We start from the raw sequence: 16,505 nt of genomic DNA, 5'->3' as shown, positions 1-16,505 counted from the left end.
GGTCCGCCCGCGCCACCGCCGCCAGCCGGCCCGCGCCCAGCGGCGCGGTGATCACCCCGGCCGGGCCGGGCGCGGCGATCGCAGCCAGCAGCTCCGCGTAGAGGCCGTTGCGCAGCACCGTCCAGCGCAGCGCGCCGGACTCGCGCAGCCGCCGCTCGGTCCAGCGGTGGGCGAGGGCGTAGGGCAGGTGGTCGCCGTCGCCGGAGAGGCTGGTGTAGACGACGTGCTCGACGCCCGCCGTCTCGGCCGCCTCGATCGCCGCACCGTGCCGGGCGATCACCACGTCGTCCTCGGCCGCACCCGCCGAGATCAGCAGCAGGGTCCGGACGTCCTTGAAGGCCTCGGCCAGGGTCTCCGGCCGGTCGAAGTCGACCAGCCGGGCCGGGGTGTCCTCCGGTACCGTTCCTGGGGTCCGCGACCCGGCGACGACGCCCGCGCGACCGCGCAGGCGCTCCAGCACGAGACCGCCCAGACCTCCGTTGACACCGGTGACGAGCAGCATGGTTCTCCTCCTGATGACTGGCCGCTGAAGACCTGACCATCCTCGGTAACCTGGCCGTCCGGCGTAAGGAGGCACTTTCATGTCCGTAGGGCACACCACGGTAACCACCCACCGCCCGGTCGTCTGGTGCGAGGACGGCGTGGACTGCGGGATCCGCGACCTGCTGAACCGTCTCGGCGACCGGTGGTCGGTGCTGGCCGTGGTCGAACTCGCCCAGGGCGTACGGCGGTTCCGCGAGCTGCAGCGGGCCCTGCCGGGCATCTCGCAGCGGATGCTGACCCTGACGGTGCGCCGGCTGGAGCGCGACGGGCTGGTGTCGCGGACCGTCCACCCGACCGTCCCGCCCCAGGTCGAGTACGAGCTGACGCCGCTCGGGCACAGCCTGACCCACCTGGTGCGGGCGATGGTCGACTGGTCCTACTCCCACCACGACGCGATCGTCGACTCCCGGCGGCAGTGGGACGAGGCCAACCCGGGCTCGGAGATCCGCTAGCGGCCCGGCGCCACCAGGTCCGTCGGGTCGGTGTTGGCGCCGCAGAGCACCACGCAGACCCGCTCGCCGGGCGCGGGCCGGTAGACCGGGAGCGCCGCCAGGGCGGTGGCGGCCGCGTGCTCGACGGCCAGCCGGTGGTCGTCCCAGAGCGCCCGGCGGGCCCGGAGGATCGCCTCGTCCGGCACCAGGACGGAGCGGACGTCGCCCTGCCGCGCCACGTCGAGGGCCATGGCGGAGGCGCGCCGCGCGCCCAGGGAGTCGGCGGCGACCGAGTCGACCGGCACGTCGACCGGGTGGCTCGCCTCGACGGCGGCGTTCAGCGCCCGGCACTGCTCGGGCTCCACGGCGACGGTGCGGATGCCGTGCTGCCGGGCGGCGGTGGCCACCCCGGCGAACAGCCCGCCGCCGCCGACGGCGACCACCACGGTGTCCAGGGCCGGGAGTTGCCGGTGGATCTCGTCCAGCAGGGTGCCGGCCCCGGCGGCGATCAACGGGTGGTCGTAGGCGTGCGCGGCCAGCGCGCCGCTGCCGGCGGCGAACTCCTCGCAGGCGGCCAGCGCTTCGGCGTAATCCGAGCCGACCGGCCGCACGTCGGCGCCGTAGCCGCGCAGCTTGGCCACCTTGACGGCGGGCGCGGTGGTGGGCACGAACACGGTGGCCCGCACACCCTGCTGCTGCGCGGCCCAGGCGCAGGCCAGGCCCGCGTTGCCGCCGGAGGCGATGGTCACGCCCGCGTCCGGGAGCGTGCCGGCCTCGCGGTGTGCCCGGATGAAGTTCTGCGCACCACGGGCCTTGAAACTCCCGGTGTGCTGCAACTGCTCCAGGGCCAGCCAGAGCCCGGCGTCGGCCTGGGCCAGCGCCACGGGTCGGACGCGTCCGGCGATCCGGTCGGCGGCGGCCTTGATGTCGCCGTAGGAAAGCTGTGGCACTGGGTCAACTCCTGGATCTGGGGATGGTCACCCGGTCATGCACCGGTCGAGCTCACGCACCTTCGCCCGCAGCCCGGCCGCCTCCGGCCCGGGCCCCCAGTCGATCACGGCGCCGGCCCGCCCGGCGAGCGCGAGCACCGTCATGGTGAACCCCTCGCCGAGCGCCCGGATCACGGCGTGCCGGCTCTGCAGCTGGTGCGCCAGCAGCGCGTTGGCGAAGACCCCGAGCGCGACCGGGTGGACCCGGCACTCGTCCGACTCCATGGGCCCGATGCCGGCGGACAGCCCGAGCTCCTCCTCGAAGACCGCGAGCTGGCGCAGGAACAGCCGGGAGGCGCCGTTGGACGGGTTCCAGAGCGTGACGCCGCCCATCGCGTAGTACTGGCTCACCTGGCGGCCCCCTCTGCTCGTCCCGCTGGTCGTCCGGGCCGGTCGTTCCCGCTGGTCGTTCCCGCCGGCCCGCACCGACCGACCGGAACGGCCAGCCTAACCGGGCACGGCCGGGCCGTCGCCCGGTTTGCCTACCGCTCGTACGTCATCTCCGGGAAGCGCGCCGAGGGCCCGTCCAGCAGGTGGTCGTCGTGGCCGCGCAGCCAGCGGTCGAAGAAGGAGGCCACGTAGCTGCGGGTGGCGAGTTCGGCCCGGTCGGGGCGGATGTCGCCGATGTCGTCGGCCAGCGTCCCGGGGCTGACGGCGCCCTGCCGGGCGAGCTGGGGCAGCAGGGACTCCGCGTCGGTGTAGGAGCCGTGCCGGGAGCCCTCCAGGGTGAGGTCGGCGTGCCAGCCGGTGCTGTGCTGCCACAGGGCGTCCCAGCCGGGCTGCCGGTGGTAGCTGCCGGAGTCGCCGTCATCGGTGCCCATCAGCAGGAAGGGGCGGTCCAGGCCGTCCTGGGCGACGCTGGGCAGGTGGACGCCGGTCCGGCCGTCCGGACCGGGGAAGTGCAGTTGGCCGTCCAGGTTGACGCCGGCCGCGATCCGCGGGTCGTCGTGCATGGTCTGCAGGGCGGTGAAGCCGCCCGCGGAGTGGCCGACCATGCCGATCCGGTCGAGGTCCAGCGCGCCGGCGAGGCCGGGCGGCAGGCTCTGGACGCGGCGCAGCCCGGTGAGTTCGTCCAGCACGAAACGGGTGTCGGCCACCCTGGTGTCCAGGGACGTGCGCAGCACCGCGCCGATGTCCAGGCCGGGCTGCCCCAGCATGGCGGGGAACACCGAGGTGGCCAGCTTCCCGTCGGGGAAGGCGACTTCGGAGGCTTCGTAGGTGTGGTCGACGGTGACGACGACATAGCCGCGCGAGGCGAGGTCCTCGACCAGGGCCGTCCCCCAGCTGCGCGGGTCGCCGAGGCCGGGCGAGTACAGCACCACCGGGCGCGGGCCGCCGGGCCGGGCCGGGGCGTCCCGCCGGGCGTGGGTGAGGATGCCCGACCAGTCCGTACTGCCGGGCCGGACACCGTAGTTGACCTTGCCGACGCCGGTGTCGCCGCCGAAGTGCTCCCCGGCGTCGGGCCGCATGTAGCGGGCCCGGTCCTCCCCGGCGGCCGGGCGGGCCGTCGGGTACCAGAAGCTGATCATCAGCTCGCGCTTGCGCCCGGGCTGCCAGGGGTCCTCCCGTCCGGCGTCGGTCAGGTGCAGCGAGGTCGTCCCGATCGGGTACGGCCCGGTCGGCTGCGGCAGCCACGCGGTGGCCTGCCGCTGCCCGCCACCGTCGGCCGGCGCGGCCACCGCCCCGGGCGCGCCCGCCACCCCGAGCGCTGCCGACGTCGCCAGCAGTACCGCCGCCACGGCCCGTCCCCGCCTGCCCATTGCTGCCTCCACGTCCGGATCGGTCACGAGGAAGACGCTACGGGCGGGGCGGGCCGGGGCCGTCACACCCCGGAGCCAAGTCCCCCTGAGTACCCAGGTATGACACCCTTACGGGCCTCACCAGCCTTCCGCCGTTCCGGGCTACCGTCCGAGGTGGTCGGCCAGGGCCTCGATGGTGCCGCGCCGCATGGTGTACATCGACACCGCCGAGCCGTCCGCGAAGTGCAGCCGGAACCTCGCCATCGCCTGCAGCCTCGGGCGCCGCTCCACCCGCAGGACGGCGCCGCGCGGTACGTGCCACCGCAGTTGCCCCACCTTGCGCACGTCCGGCCCGGAGGTGACGAACGCGGCCCGGCGGTCGGAGACCACCAGCAGCTTGGTCATCACACCCTCCACACGTGGGAAGCCGCGCGCGATGCTGCCCGCCTCCCCCGACACGGCGCCGATCCGCCCCAGTGCGTTGCCGATCGCCGCCCCCGCGCCGTCCCCGATCCCCTCGGCGCCGGCCACCGGGATCACCTTCGCGACGTCCACCAGCCGCTCACCGGGTTCCAACAGCGGCTCCACGGCCTGGCGGTAGCGGTTCATCAGTGCCTCAGTCATGCCGGCAGGGTAGACCCTCCCCCGTGGCGGGTGCCGAACGCGGCCGTCGTCATCGGCTCGAATCCGGTGGCCGGGGCGGTTTGTTCGAGCACGATACGGGGGTAGTCACGGGGCGACCCACCGGGGTCGACCACACGACTCCCTCTACTGCCCGAGGAGCCCCCGGCTCCGTCCTCGCCGTCCTCAAGGCCTTCTTCCACAACGCGATCACCGGCCTGCTGATGGAGGCCGAGTTCACCCCGGACGCATCCGACGGGCAGGACAGCGACTTCGTCCGGGTCTTCAACGGGTTCTCCCAGTTCTGCTTCGCCATAGTGCAGTTCACCGACCCGTGCCTGCACGCCGACCGCAACCGGGCCTTCTGGGCGGCGGCGCTCAGCTCCTGCGTCGCGTTCCTCAACGACGTCAACGACGTGCTGTCCTGCTACAAGGAGGCGGTGCACGGCGCGGACTTCCTGGCCAGCCGACCGTACCGGCAGGCGGTGAGCGAGGGCATCCCCTACCTCACCGCCTACCGACGCAGCGTTGAGAGCGGACTAACCGCCTACCGGAGGATCCTGGGCCTCGCCGACACCGAGCAACGCCCTCACCCGGAGCGGTACATGACGGGCTTCGCGTACTGGCACCTGCACTGCCCGCGCTACCGCTGGCAGGACGTCTACCCAGGCCTGGCGGCCCTCCGGCCGTGATCAGCGGTACTGCTTGAGCTCCCGCCGGGCCAGCGAGCGCTTATGCACCTCGTCCGGCCCGTCGGCCAGGCGCAGGGTGCGGTTGCCGGCCCACAGTTGGGCGAGCGGGGTGTCCTGGCTGACCCCGGCCGCGCCGTGCGCCTGGACGGCCTTGTCGAGGATCCACTCGACCGTGCGCGGGGTGGCGATCTTGATGGCCTGGATCTCGGTGTGCGCACCCCGGTTGCCGACGGTGTCCATCAGCCAGGCCGTCTTGAGCACGAGCAGCCTCAACTGCTCGATGCGGACCCGCGATTCGGCGATCCAGTCCTGCACCACGCCCTGCTCGGCCAGCGGACGGCCGAAGGCCACCCGCTCGCTCGCCCGGCGGCACATCAGCTCGAGTGCCCGCTCGGCGATACCGATGGCCCGCATGCAGTGGTGGATCCGGCCGGGCCCCAGCCGGGCCTGGGCGATCGCGAAGCCGCCGCCCTCCTCGCCGATCAGGTTCTCGACGGGGACGCGGACGTCCTCGAACAGCACCTCGGCGTGGCCGCCGTGGTCGGCGTCGTCGTAGCCGAAGACCGTCATGCCGCGCCTGACGGTGACACCCGGGGTGTCGCGCGGCACGATCACCATGCTCTGCTGGCGGTGCGGGGCGGCGTCCGGGTCGGTCTTGCCCATCACGATGAACAGCTTGCAGTCCGGGTTCATCGCCCCGGTGATGTACCACTTGCGGCCGTTGACCAGGTACTCGTCGCCGTCCCGCTCGATCCGGGTGGCGATGTTGGTGGCGTCCGAGGAGGCCACCTCGGGCTCGGTCATCGCGAACGCGGAGCGGATCTCGGCGTCCAGCAGGGGCCGCAGCCAGCGCTCCTTCTGCTCGGCGCTGCCGAACTGGGCGAGCAGCTCCATGTTGCCGGTGTCGGGCGCCGCGCAGTTCAGCGCGGGCGGGGCCAACTGGATGCTGCGGCCGGTGATCTCGGCGAGCGGGGCGTACTGGAGGTTGGTGAGGCCGGCGCCGTGGTCCCCGGGAGTGCTGTGCTTGTCCACGAAGAACAGATTCCACAGGCCCTGCTTCCGGGCCTCGGCCTGGAGCTCGGCGACGACCGGCGGGATGCTCCACGGCCGGCGCGCCGGGTCGGTGAGGTGCTGCGCGAGAACGGGTTCGGCGGGGTAGACGTGCTCGGCCATGAAGGCGAGCAGCTGCTCGCGGAGTTCCTCGGTCCGGGCGTCGTAGGCGAAGTCCATGCTCAGTGCTCCTTGAGGGTGCTCAGGCCGTGCCGGGCGAGGATCGGGGCCATCTCGCCGGCGCGCTCGAAACCGGCGCCGAGGGTGCGGCCCTGCTGGAAGCGGAAGTGGATGCCCTCGGCGACGGCGGCCAGCTTGAACGAGGCGAAGGCCACGTACCAGTCCAGGTCGGCGGCCTGGCGGCCGGTCAGCTCGGCGTAGGACGAGACGATCTCGTCGGCCTTCGGGAAGCCGGGGGCGGTCATGGCGTCGGGGATGATGCCGCCGCCGACGCCCGCGAGTTCGGTGTACATCACCAGGAGGCCGATGTCGGTGAGCGGGTCACCGAGAGTGGACATCTCCCAGTCGAGGACGGCGGTGATGGCGTCGGCGTCGTCGACCAGGACGTTGTCGAGGCGGTAGTCGCCGTGCACGAGCGCGGGGGCGGGCGAGACCGGGAGGCGCTCGGCGAGCAGGGCGTGCAGCCGGTCGAGATCGGGGAGGTCGCGGCTGCGGGACTTCTCCAGCTGAGTGGACCAGCGGCGCAGCTGGCGCTCCAGGTAGCCGTCGGGGCGGCCGAAGTCGGCGAGGCCGACGGCGGCGGGATCCACCCGGTGCAGCGCGGCGAGGGTCTCGACCAGCCGACGGCCGAGCGTCTCGACCCGCCCCGCCCCGAGGGCTTCCAGCAGCTGGCGGTCACGGTGGGCGACGCCGCCGACGTACTCCATGAGGTACCAGGGCGCCCCGAGGACATCGGTGCCGTGGTCGATCAGCAGCATGTCCGGGACGGGGACGTCGGTGTCCCGCAGGGCCGACATCACCCGGTACTCGCGCCCCATGTCGTGCGCGGTGGCCAGCACGTGTCCGAGCGGAGGCCGTCGCAGTACCCAGCGGCCGACACCGTCCGTGAGGACGTACGTGAGGTTGGAGCGGCCCCCTTCGATCAGGTCGGCCCGCAAGGGTCCCTGGATCAGGCCGGGCAGCTCCGCGTCCAGGTGGGAGCGGAGACGGGTCAGATCCAGCCCGGGCGGGTCAGCGGGGGTCTCGGCCATCGAGCGGCTCCTCGGGAAAGCGGATCATTGACTAAGCGCTTGCTTAGCATTCAACCGAAGGAGGGCCCCTGTCAATGCCGCGAGCCCCCGCACCGGGCGGTCCGGGGGCTCGCGGAAGGGGAGGAAGAGGTCAGCGTGGGTGATCACGCTCGCGCCCGCCACGGGGGTGGTCAGATCAGGAGCAGGGTCTTGCCCAGGGCGCTTCGGCCTTCGATCGCGGCGTGCGCGTCCGCGGCGTGCTCCAGCGGGAAGGTCTGTCCGATGACCGGCCGCACTCGGCCCGCGACCGCCTCCGCCATCACCTGTTCGGCCCACTGGTGCATCCGCGGCCGGAACCCGTACAGCTGCTCGATGCCGATCACCTCGACTCCGCGCCGCTGCGCTTCCCCGGGCTCGATCACCGTCAGCTGACCACTGGAGGCGCCGTGCACGGAGAACCGGCCATGGCGGGCCGTCACCTCGAACGCGGCCCGGCCGATCTCCCCGCCCACACCGTCGAACACGACGTCGACCCCCGCGCCGCCGGTCGCCCGGAGGACCTGCTCGGTCCAGTCCGGTGCGGAGTAGTCGACCGCGGCCTCGGCCCCCAGGCCACGGATCAGGTCGAGCTTCCGCGCCCCGCGGGCAAGCCCGATGACCTTGGCCCCGGCTGCCCGTGCCAACTGGACCAGCAGGCTGCCGACACCGCCGGCAGCCGCCTCGACCAGCACCCACTCCCCGGAAACGATCCGAGCCCCCTCAACCAGGCCCGTCGCGGTGCTGCCGTCCGTGTGCAGTGCGGCGGCATCGCGCAAGCCCAGCCCTTCGGGTACCGGGATCAGGCTCTCCACACCGGCCGCCACCCGCTCGGCGAAGGCACCCGTCGCCCCGGCGTCAGCCAGAACGAGCTGGCCGATCCAGCTCGGATCCGCCCCTTCCCCGACCGCGCTCACCCGGCCGGCCACCATGCCGCCCGGCACGTACGGCAGGTCGGGCTTGGCGTGCCACGGGTCGACGCCACGGCGAATCTGCGTCTCGACGAACGTGATGCCCACAACGGACACCTCGACCATCACCTGCCCCGGTCCGGCAACCGGCTCCGGCCCCTCGCCCGGAACCAGAACCTCCGGGCCCCCGAAACGCACCGCTCGCACCGTCCGCATGCTGACACTCCCCTGTCCAGGTGACAACGACTTCGACACCACGGATTCTTCAACCTCAACCGAACTTGAGGTCAAGGACGGGAGTAGGGGGCGACTGAAACGGACAACAGGTCACGTACCGCCCCGTCAGACGTCGCCGAACTCGCCGGAGGCGGTCGCGGCGACGAAGGAGCGCCACGCGTCGATCGGGAAGACGAGGGCAGGCCCCTGCAGGTCCTTCGAGTCACGGACGGGTACGACGCCGGGGAAGTCGGGCGACACCTCCACGCAGGTCCCGCCGTTGTCGGAGTACGACGACTTGAACCAGGAAGCACTGGACAGATCAGGGCTGGCCATGAGTCAAAGTTCCTTTCGAGCCCGGCGAATCAGGTCAAGGGTCGCACCACTGTTCAGCGCTTCCACCCGCAACCGATCGTAGGCCTTTTCCCACGCCCTGACAGTCCTGTCCTCCCTTACGACAAAGCCTTGTTCTGCAGACTCCGTGTAGCCGACCACAGAGCGATCGGCGAACGTCAGCAAGGTGACGACGGCGCGGAACGGGGAGTGCTCCGCCAGGCCGAACGGGGCAACCTGGAGGATCACGTTCGGATTGGAGGCCACCTCCGCGAGGTGGTCTAGCTGCGCGCGCATGGTCGCAGCGCCGCCAATCGGCCGGCGAATCCCGCTCTCGTCTATCACCGCGTGAATGACAGGCGGTTCGGCACGCTTGAAGAGCCGCTGCCGCGCAACGAGAAACCGCACTCGCTCGTCGGCCTGATCCTGTGTGCTACTTCCTCGCTGCACTGCCGCCATCTCCCGCGCGGCGGCGTAGGCCTTGGTCTGGAACAGCCCCGGGATGAGGTTCGGGTCGAAGATCCTGATCCCCGAGGCGCGAGCCTCCTGCGCAGCATGCTCTGGGAAGCCCTCCAGGAACCCCTTCTTGCGCATCCCGACCCAGACCAGCTCAAGGGTCTGACCCGTCCCGAGCGCCTTGTCGGCCGCTCTGACGAAGTCTCGGCTGGTGGATTTGCGACCTGTTTCCACGGCAGAGATATAGCTGTCCGAGTACCCCATGGCCACGGCCAGCTCCTGCTGGGTCCAGCCCCGCGCCTCGCGCGAACTGCGGAGCAGCGCGCCGAAGGAGTCGCGCGGGGATGCCGTCGGATCAAGTTCCTTGCGGTTCACGGCTCACGTCCGATTCCACTTGCGACGCAGACAAGTTGAACGATTCCCAAGCGTAGCGGACAGTGGGCACACTTGGTAGTCGTAGCACTACAGAGAGGAACGAACGTTGAGCCGCCCCACCGCTCCCCAGACCTTGCGCCGCCTTCAGGTGGTCATCTACCTGGGCAAGACCAACTCTGCCTTCCCCGAGCGCGAGTTGAGCCTGTGCGAGGCCTACGCCCTCGCCTTCGACTGGGACATCTCCCTCATCGTCGTGGACGACGAGGTCGACGTCCGGGGGCCGGAGCACCGCCCCATGCTCCAGGCCGCCCTGCGCCAGATCCTCGACCGCCAGGCCGGTGCGATCCTGGTCCCCACGAAGGCGACCATCTCCCCCATCGAAGGCGAGTTCAACGAGTTCGCCGAGCGGGTCGAGAAGGCCTCCGGCTTCATCCAGGTGGCGACCCGCCGATGAACGACCGCTACGCCATCGTCCCCGCCGACGCCCCGCGCGGCACCTACTACCAGGCCTGGGTCGTCCGTGACCGCGCCACCGACCAGTTGGTCAGGGCCCTCCCCCCGGCCGACGAACCGCTCCGCTTCTACTCGTACGTCCGGGCCCAGGCCTGGGTCCGCACCAACACCCCGGCCCCGTTCGAGGTCCGTCTGATCGACTCCGGCAGCCCGCACTTCGTCCAGCTCGACTCCTGGGGCCTCTGGAACCCCGAACGCCACGAGTACCTCCGCGCCCCCGGCTCCTCCTCCCGGATCAGGCGCTTCTACAGCCGCACGGACGCCGAAGCCTTCCGACGCAGCATCAGCCACCCCACCGTCTGACTGGGCCCGGCCAGGGTGAGCCGGCCTCGATCGTGGGCACCCCACACTGTGCGGGGGCCCACGTCGACGACCGTCTCACCCACCCAGGAAGGACCACCGATGTCGTCCAGCAGCAGGTTCACCCGGCACGCCGCAGTCATCGCGGCCGCCCTCCTGTCCACGGCCGGGCTCACCCCGGCCGCCTCCGCCACCGCCGCCTCTGCCACCACCACACCGACCACCGCCGCACCGACCACCGCCGCACCGACCACCGCCGCGCAGCTCGGCGCCTACTGGACCCCCGCCCGAATGGCCGCCGCGCTACCGGCCGACACCACATCCCCCGCACTCACCGCCCCACCCACGGCCGACGGCCCCCGCCCCGGCGAGTTCATCCCCCCGAGCAGGAGCTTCGACGGCATCCCCCAGGCCGGCGCGTTCTTCTGGACCGACGTCAACGGCACCGGCCGTACCTGCAGCGCCTCCGTCGTCCACAGCCCCGACCACGACCTGGTGCTGAGCGCCGGGCACTGCCTCAAGGGGTACGCCGGCCCCTCCCCCCGGCGGAACCTGGGCTTCGTCCCGCAGTACCACGACGGCCTCAAGCCGTTCGGCGTCTTCCCGGTCAAGGCCGACGGCATCTACCTCGCCCAGGAGTACTACGACCGGGGCGAACACGCGGGCGCTGCCTACGACTTCGGCTTCGCCGTGACCGAGCCCAACCAGGACGGCCGGCCGCTCGAAGACGCGACCGGCGCCGTCCGGCTCCTCACCGACACCGGCTACGTCCACGCCCCGGTACGGATGATCGGCTACCCGGGCGGCGCCCAGAAACCCCTGGAGTGCCTCAGCTGGACCACCCGCTGGGCCGGCGACGACCCCGCCGACCCGGGCACCTTCGAACGCATCGTCTGCGACGGCTTCACCGGCGGCACCTCCGGCGGCCCCATGCTCATCCCGTGGTTCGGCGGCTGGGCCGTGATCGGCCTCGTCGGCGGCTACCACACCGGCGGCAACACCCCCCAGGTCTCCTACAGCGCCCCCTTCACCTCCGCCATCCGCGCCCTCTACGAGGCCGCCACCACCGGCGCCCCACCCGCCGCCCCGGCCCCCTGACCCGACGAACCCCCACCGGTGCCCCCGGCCGACCGCCACCCTCGCAAACCTTTTCGGCGAACCGCGCAACCTTTCCGGCCCTTCAAGTCATCGATCAAGGGAATGCGTTTGATCGAACTGTTGGCCGAGCGAAGGGGATTACGTGCGGACTGCTCGTGGCGCAGCCGTCCTGTTGGCCATGGGGGTCATCGCGTCCCTCACGCTGACCATGGGGGACTCGTTCTCACAGGGCAGACCGAACGCAGCCGCCCCGGATCCGGGCGGTGCCTCCGACGCCCCCGCCGAGGCCCCCGCCCCCGAGCCGAGCGCGACGCCGACCTGGGACGGCCAGGTCAAGGTGATCGGTGACGGTTCGACCTCCTACACCGGCCCGCAGCCCAAGCAGCCCAAGCCGGAGAAGCTGAAACCGGGTGAGAAGCCGCCGCAGTTCGTGGTGTTCTCCTGGGACGGGGCGCTGGAGGGTGACGACCACCTGTTCTCCCGGTTCCGCACGCTGGGTGCGGAGAACAACGCCCAGATGACGTACTTCCTGACCGGCCTGTACACCCTGCCCAAGTCCAAGCGCACCCTCTACCACCCGCCCCAGCACGATCCGGGCGCCGCGTCCATCGACTACGCCACCGACGCCCACATCAAGGACACCCTGGAGCAGGTGCGCCTGGCCTGGCTGGACGGCAACGAGATCGGCACCCACTTCAACGGCCACTTCTGCGGCAAGAAGGGCGGCGGCGACTGGAGCACCGAGGAGTGGAAGAGCGAGCTCGACCAGTCCGTCTCCTTCGTCACCAACTGGAAGACCAACACCGGTGCCAAGGACCTCCCGCCGCTCCCCTTCGACTACACCAAGGAGCTGGTCGGCGGGCGGGCCCCCTGTCTGGAGGGGCAGAAGAACCTCCTCCCGGCGGAGAAGGCGGCGGGGTTCCGCTACGACGCGAGTTCCCCGGGCGAGTTCCAGGTCTGGCCGACGAAGAAGGACGGCATCTGGAACTTCCCTCTCCAGATGCTGCCCTTCCCGGCCAAGTCCACCCAGGGCCTGTCGATGGACTTCAACTTCCTCGCCGGCCAGTCCGGCAACTCCACCAAGGGCGACCCGAAGAAGTACGACGAGTGGGAGAAGGAGACCCGGGACAGCTACCTCGCCGGCTTCAACCGGGTCTACAACGGCAGCCGCGCCCCGCTGTTCATCGGGAACCACTTCGAGGACTGGAACGGCGGCATCTACATGGACGCCATCGCGGACGTGGTGAAGAACGTCTGCCACCAGGACGGCGTCCGCTGCGTCTCGTTCCGCCAGGTCGCCGACTGGCTGGACGCCCAGGACCCGAAGGTCCTCAACAGCCTGCGCCAACTCGACCCGGGCCAGCCGGGCGACTGGTCCCGCCTGCCCAAGTGACCGCCACCGGGCGGCCGCGGGCGCGTCCCGGAGCGCTCGGTGAACGGCGCGCCGGGCCGGGTGGCCCGGCGCGCCGGAGTCGTCCTGACGGTGGCCCCGCTCGACGTCGCGGACGGCCGGGTGACCAGGATCCGGGCGGTCCGCAAACCGGAGAAGCTCCGCCCGTGGTCCCGGTGACCCGTCGCTACCCGGCCGCCTTCATGTACGCGGCCCAGATCCGGCCGGGCAGCTCGGAGTCCGGGGTGTCCGGGGCGGCCCCGCCCACACCCTCCAGCGGGAGCAGCTTCATGTCCTTGAGGTCGGCCCGGAACACGGTGACCGCCGTCGACAGCTGCCCGTTGTAGCCGACGGTCCATCCGGCCGTACGGTCCGGGGTGGTGCCGGGCTTGGCGGCCAGGCCGGGGCCGGCCGCCGCCAGCGCCTGGGCGCTGCCGCCGCGGACCGCGCCCTTGAGCGCCGTGTCCACGTCCGCCGCCACGGCCGCGGGCAGGGCCTGGACGGCGGTGGGCAGCCGGAGGTCGACCGGCGCGCCGTTGCGGGTGACACCCAGCACCGAGTACGGCTCGGTGTGGCTGCCGCCCGCCGCGAAGGCGGCGTAGGCGTCGGCGGCGCGGATGGCGCTGGGCGTGGAGTTGCCCGTCCCGAAGGCGGGCACCAGTTCGCCCATGCTGTCCGGGAGCAGGCCCAGGGCGGCCGCGGTCTGCTGCACCTTGTCCAGGCCGACGTCCATGCCGAGTTGCATCATCGGGCCGTTGACGGACTGTTCCACCGCGCTGCGCAGGCTCAGCGGGCCCCAGTTGCGCTTGCCGTCGTTGGCGGTCTTCACGACCTTCCCGTCCCGCCCCCAGTACGGGCCCTCCGGGGTCATGATGGTGACCCCGTTGTCGCCGTCGTAGCTGGTGCCGGGGGTCACCGGGGTCCGGGGGCCGCCGCGCTGGTGTTGCACGCCCTGGCTGAGTCCGGCGGCGTACACCAGCGGGGTGAAGGCCGAACCCATCGGCACCGTCGAGGTGTTGGCGTTGTCGAAGCCCTGTTTCCGGTAGTCGGGGCCGCCGTAGAGGGCGACGATCCGGCCGTCGAAGGCGACGGAGGCGGCGCCGACCTTGAGCAGCTTGTCGGCCTCGCGGCCGTCGGGGTCGAGCCCCTTGCCGGCCTCCTGCACCGCCGCGGCCAAGGCGTTGACCTTCGGTTTCTCGAAGGTGGTGCGGATCTGGTAGCCGCCGAGGTCCAACTGGGCCGGGGAGAGGTCGCTGTGGCTCTCCACGAAGCTCCGGGCGAGGTCCACCAGGTACCCGGTCTGGCCGCTCAGCCCGGCCGCCTTGGGAGGCGTCCTCGGCTCCGGGAACACGGTGTACCTGGCGCGCTCGGCGGCGGAGAGCTTGCCGGTGTCGACCATCCGGTCCAGGATCCAGGACCACCGCTCCTCGGCCCGCTGGTGGTTGGCGGCGCTCAGTGCCGGGTCGTACTGCCCGGCGCCCTTCAGCAGGGCGGCCAGGAAGGCCCCTTCACTCGGGTTCAGTTCCGAGACGTCCTTGCCGTAGTACGCCGCCGCGGCGCGTTCGATGCCGTAACTGCCGCGCCCGAACCAGCTGGTGTTCAGGTAGCCGGCCAGGATGTCCTGCTTGCTCATCCGCTGGTCCAGCTTGAGCGCGATGACCATCTCGCTGAGTTTGCGGGAGACGTCCTGGCGCTGGTTCAGGTAGATGTTCTTGACGTACTGCTGGGTGATGGTCGAGCCGCCCTGGGTGTCGCCGCCGGTGGCCATCGCGTAGACCGCGCGGCCGATGCCGCTGACGGAGATCCCCGGGTCCGAGTAGAAGGTCTCGTTCTCGGCCGACAGCACCGCCCACCGCACCGGCTCCGGCACCTGGTCCAGCGGCACCTCCTGCCGGTTGGTCTCGCCGATCCGGGCCATCTCGGTGCCGTCCGCCCAGAAGTAGACGTTGTTCTGCTGGGTGGCGAAGGCGTTGAGGTCCTCCGGGACCTTGGTGGTGACGAAGAACCAGGCCGCCAGCCCGCTCACCGCCACCGTCACGGTCCCGCCCGTCAGCAGCAGCTGCCGCCAGGAGGGCAGCCAGCGCCGGACCCCGCGCCGCCCGCCGCGCGGATAGTCGATCCGCCGCAGCAACCGCCACCGCCGACGGCCGGGCCGCTCCTCTGCGGCTTCCCCGCTCTGCTCCGCTGCCGCGCGCTGCTCGGTTTTCCCACCCTGCTCGGCTTTCCCACCCTGCTCGGCTTCGGTGCCCTGCTCGGCTTCGGTGCCCTGCCCGGCTTCCCCGCCGTGCTCGGCTTCCCCGCCCTGCTGTGCACGCATCCGGTCTCCGATCTCCTGGGACGACCCCCTACTCAGATAGACGCCTTTCGGACCGCCCCAGGGCGGCTCCCCATCGGTGTGATCATGGTCATACCGCGTACCGCAACCGCCCGCCGCACCGGCCAGGACGCCCCCTCCGCACCACGACCACCCCCCGCGACCGCCACAATGGCGCCATGAGGTTGATCCACACCCTGCTCGGCGTGCTGCTGCTCCTGCTCGTCGTGGGCAGCATCCTGCGCACCCTGGTCGTCCCGCGCGGGCTCTACTCGGCCCTGGTGTTCCGGCTGTGGGCGGGGCTGCGCACCATGCTGCGGCTGGGGGCCGCGCCGTTCGGCACCTACCGGGCGCAGGACCGCGCGCAGACCTGGCTGGCGCCGCTGGTGCTGCTCGGCATGCTCGGGGTCTGGCTCAGCGGGATGCTGCTCGCCTACACCCTGCTGCTGCACGGCACCTCGGGGATCAGCTGGTCGGTGTCCATCCGGGAGGCCGGGTCCAGCCTGTTCACCCTCGGGTACGCGAGCGGCGAACGGCTGCAGCTGTCCGCGATCGACTTCCTGGCCGCCGCCAGCGGCCCCCTGGTGATCGCCCTGCAGATCGCCTACCTGCCCACCCTGTACGCCGCCTACCAGCGGCGCGAGACCGAGGTGACGCTGCTGCAGTCCCGGGCCGGCGAGCCCGCCTGGGGGCCGGAACTCCTCGCCCGGCAGTCCCTGGTGGACACCGAGACCGCGCTCCCCCAGCTCTACCGCGACTGGGAGCGGCTCGCCGCCGACATCGGCGAGAGCCACTCCAACTACCCGGTGCTGCTGTCCTTCCGCTCCCCGCAGCCCAACCGCAGCTGGGTGGTCGGCCTGATCGCGGTGATGGACGCCGCCGCCCTCCACCTTGCCCTGTGCCCGCGCTCGGCCCCGCCCGAGGCCCGGCTGGTGGTCCGGGCCGGCTTCACCGCGATGCGCGACATCGGCCGGGCGCTGCGCATCGACTTCGACGCCGACCCGGACCCGGACACCCCGATCCGGCTCAGCTACGCCGAGTACCTGGGCGCCGTCGCGATGGTCACCGCGGCCGGCTTCCCGCGCGAGCGCCCGGTCGAGGACGCCTGGCGGCACTTCCGCGGCTGGCGGGTCAACTACGAGGCCCTGGCGTACGAACTCGCCCGCCGCAGTGACTCCGTCCCGGCCCTGTGGACCGGCCCGCGCGACTTCCACGCCCCGCCCATCCCCCCGGCCCGCCCCACCGACCGCCGCCCGGAGGCCTCCCGCCCGGGCCTGCCGCCGAGCGGGCCCTCCTGACCGGCCTGAC

At 71.9% G+C, this 16,505-nt stretch carries 18 protein-coding genes and 1 pseudogene; 8 read left to right on the top strand and 11 right to left on the bottom strand.

Features of this window, described 5'->3' with window-relative positions; genetic code table 11:
• Window positions 1-502 (bottom strand): NAD(P)H-binding protein (locus BG452_RS40715; RefSeq protein WP_188309396.1); only part of this gene is annotated, 502 nt, incomplete at its 3' end.
• Between the two features lie 79 nt (window positions 503-581).
• Between BG452_RS40715 and BG452_RS40710 the strand changes: the two genes are divergently transcribed.
• A complete protein-coding gene (locus tag BG452_RS40710) occupies window positions 582-995 on the top strand; it encodes a winged helix-turn-helix transcriptional regulator (protein WP_188309395.1) in 414 nt (137 codons plus the stop codon).
• Here the strand turns inward: BG452_RS40710 and BG452_RS40705 are convergent.
• From BG452_RS40705 to BG452_RS40690, 4 genes are all read right to left on the bottom strand, one after another.
• Window positions 992-1,924: a threonine/serine dehydratase gene (locus tag BG452_RS40705; RefSeq protein WP_188309394.1), complete on the bottom strand. Its 933-nt coding sequence runs from the start codon at window positions 1,922-1,924 to the stop codon at window positions 992-994. The two genes, BG452_RS40710 and BG452_RS40705, sit on opposite strands and share 4 nt — an antisense overlap.
• A 27-nt stretch (window positions 1,925-1,951) precedes the next feature.
• Complete coding sequence (locus BG452_RS40700; RefSeq protein WP_188309393.1) at window positions 1,952-2,314, bottom strand: DUF6086 family protein; 363 nt, start codon at window positions 2,312-2,314, stop codon at window positions 1,952-1,954.
• 131 nt (window positions 2,315-2,445) lie between these two features.
• The gene (locus BG452_RS40695) at window positions 2,446-3,750 is read right to left on the bottom strand and encodes an esterase (RefSeq protein WP_317621466.1); all 1,305 of its coding nucleotides are present in this window, start codon (window positions 3,748-3,750) and stop codon (window positions 2,446-2,448) included.
• Between the two features lie 114 nt (window positions 3,751-3,864).
• Entirely contained in the window at window positions 3,865-4,326 is a 462-nt protein-coding gene (locus tag BG452_RS40690) for a hypothetical protein (RefSeq protein WP_188309392.1), read from the bottom strand.
• Window positions 4,327-4,406: 80 nt separating this feature from the next.
• On the opposite strand from BG452_RS40690, the gene BG452_RS40685 reads away from it, so the two are divergent.
• A complete protein-coding gene (locus BG452_RS40685; RefSeq protein ID WP_188309391.1) occupies window positions 4,407-5,015 on the top strand; it encodes a hypothetical protein in 609 nt (202 codons plus the stop codon).
• On the opposite strand, the gene BG452_RS40680 is transcribed toward BG452_RS40685, so the two are convergent.
• The 5 genes from BG452_RS40680 to BG452_RS40660 all read right to left on the bottom strand — a co-directional run bounded on the left by BG452_RS40680 (window position 5,016) and on the right by BG452_RS40660 (window position 9,582).
• The gene (locus BG452_RS40680; protein ID WP_188309390.1) at window positions 5,016-6,245 is read right to left on the bottom strand and encodes an acyl-CoA dehydrogenase family protein; all 1,230 of its coding nucleotides are present in this window, start codon (window positions 6,243-6,245) and stop codon (window positions 5,016-5,018) included.
• A gap of 2 nt (window positions 6,246-6,247) precedes the next feature.
• The gene (locus BG452_RS40675) at window positions 6,248-7,276 is read right to left on the bottom strand and encodes a phosphotransferase family protein (RefSeq protein WP_188309389.1); all 1,029 of its coding nucleotides are present in this window, start codon (window positions 7,274-7,276) and stop codon (window positions 6,248-6,250) included.
• Between the two features lie 170 nt (window positions 7,277-7,446).
• Window positions 7,447-8,418 carry a zinc-binding dehydrogenase gene (locus BG452_RS40670; RefSeq protein ID WP_188309388.1) on the bottom strand — a complete coding sequence of 324 codons (972 nt, stop codon included), beginning with the start codon at window positions 8,416-8,418 and terminating at the stop codon, window positions 7,447-7,449.
• A gap of 126 nt (window positions 8,419-8,544) precedes the next feature.
• Entirely contained in the window at window positions 8,545-8,754 is a 210-nt protein-coding gene (locus tag BG452_RS40665) for a DUF397 domain-containing protein (RefSeq protein ID WP_188309387.1), read from the bottom strand.
• A 3-nt stretch (window positions 8,755-8,757) separates the two neighbouring features.
• A complete protein-coding gene (locus BG452_RS40660) occupies window positions 8,758-9,582 on the bottom strand; it encodes a Scr1 family TA system antitoxin-like transcriptional regulator (protein ID WP_188309386.1) in 825 nt (274 codons plus the stop codon).
• A gap of 106 nt (window positions 9,583-9,688) precedes the next feature.
• Here BG452_RS40660 and BG452_RS40655 point away from each other — a divergent pair, with 106 nt between their 5' ends.
• The 5 genes and pseudogenes from BG452_RS40655 to BG452_RS40635 all read left to right on the top strand — a co-directional run.
• The gene (locus tag BG452_RS40655) at window positions 9,689-10,036 is read left to right on the top strand and encodes a hypothetical protein (protein ID WP_188309385.1); all 348 of its coding nucleotides are present in this window, start codon (window positions 9,689-9,691) and stop codon (window positions 10,034-10,036) included.
• A complete protein-coding gene (locus tag BG452_RS40650; protein ID WP_188309384.1) occupies window positions 10,033-10,398 on the top strand; it encodes a hypothetical protein in 366 nt (121 codons plus the stop codon). Before BG452_RS40655 ends, BG452_RS40650 begins: the two co-directional genes overlap by 4 nt.
• Window positions 10,399-10,497: 99 nt before the next feature.
• The gene (locus BG452_RS40645; RefSeq protein ID WP_188309383.1) at window positions 10,498-11,493 is read left to right on the top strand and encodes a trypsin-like serine peptidase; all 996 of its coding nucleotides are present in this window, start codon (window positions 10,498-10,500) and stop codon (window positions 11,491-11,493) included.
• A gap of 178 nt (window positions 11,494-11,671) precedes the next feature.
• Window positions 11,672-12,886, top strand: coding sequence for a hypothetical protein (locus BG452_RS40640; RefSeq protein WP_188309382.1), 1,215 nt, complete (start codon window positions 11,672-11,674; stop codon window positions 12,884-12,886).
• Window positions 12,887-12,916: 30 nt separating this feature from the next.
• A pseudogene (locus BG452_RS40635) lies at window positions 12,917-13,063 on the top strand (RNA polymerase subunit sigma-24); the annotation flags it as partial.
• Window positions 13,064-13,070: 7 nt separating this feature from the next.
• On the opposite strand, the gene BG452_RS40630 reads toward BG452_RS40635, so the two are convergent.
• Entirely contained in the window at window positions 13,071-15,200 is a 2,130-nt protein-coding gene (locus BG452_RS40630) for a transglycosylase domain-containing protein (protein WP_188309381.1), read from the bottom strand.
• A 176-nt stretch (window positions 15,201-15,376) separates the two neighbouring features.
• On the opposite strand from BG452_RS40630, the gene BG452_RS40625 reads away from it, so the two are divergent.
• Window positions 15,377-16,495, top strand: coding sequence for a hypothetical protein (locus BG452_RS40625; protein WP_188309380.1), 1,119 nt, complete (start codon window positions 15,377-15,379; stop codon window positions 16,493-16,495).
• Window positions 16,496-16,505: the final 10 nt, after the last annotated feature.

Source organism: Streptomyces sp. CBMA123 (genome assembly GCF_014596465.1).
Taxonomy (GTDB): domain Bacteria; phylum Actinomycetota; class Actinomycetes; order Streptomycetales; family Streptomycetaceae; genus Kitasatospora.
The sequence above is the reverse complement of the archived record's forward strand: the minus strand, read 5'-3'. Positions and strand labels throughout refer to the sequence as shown.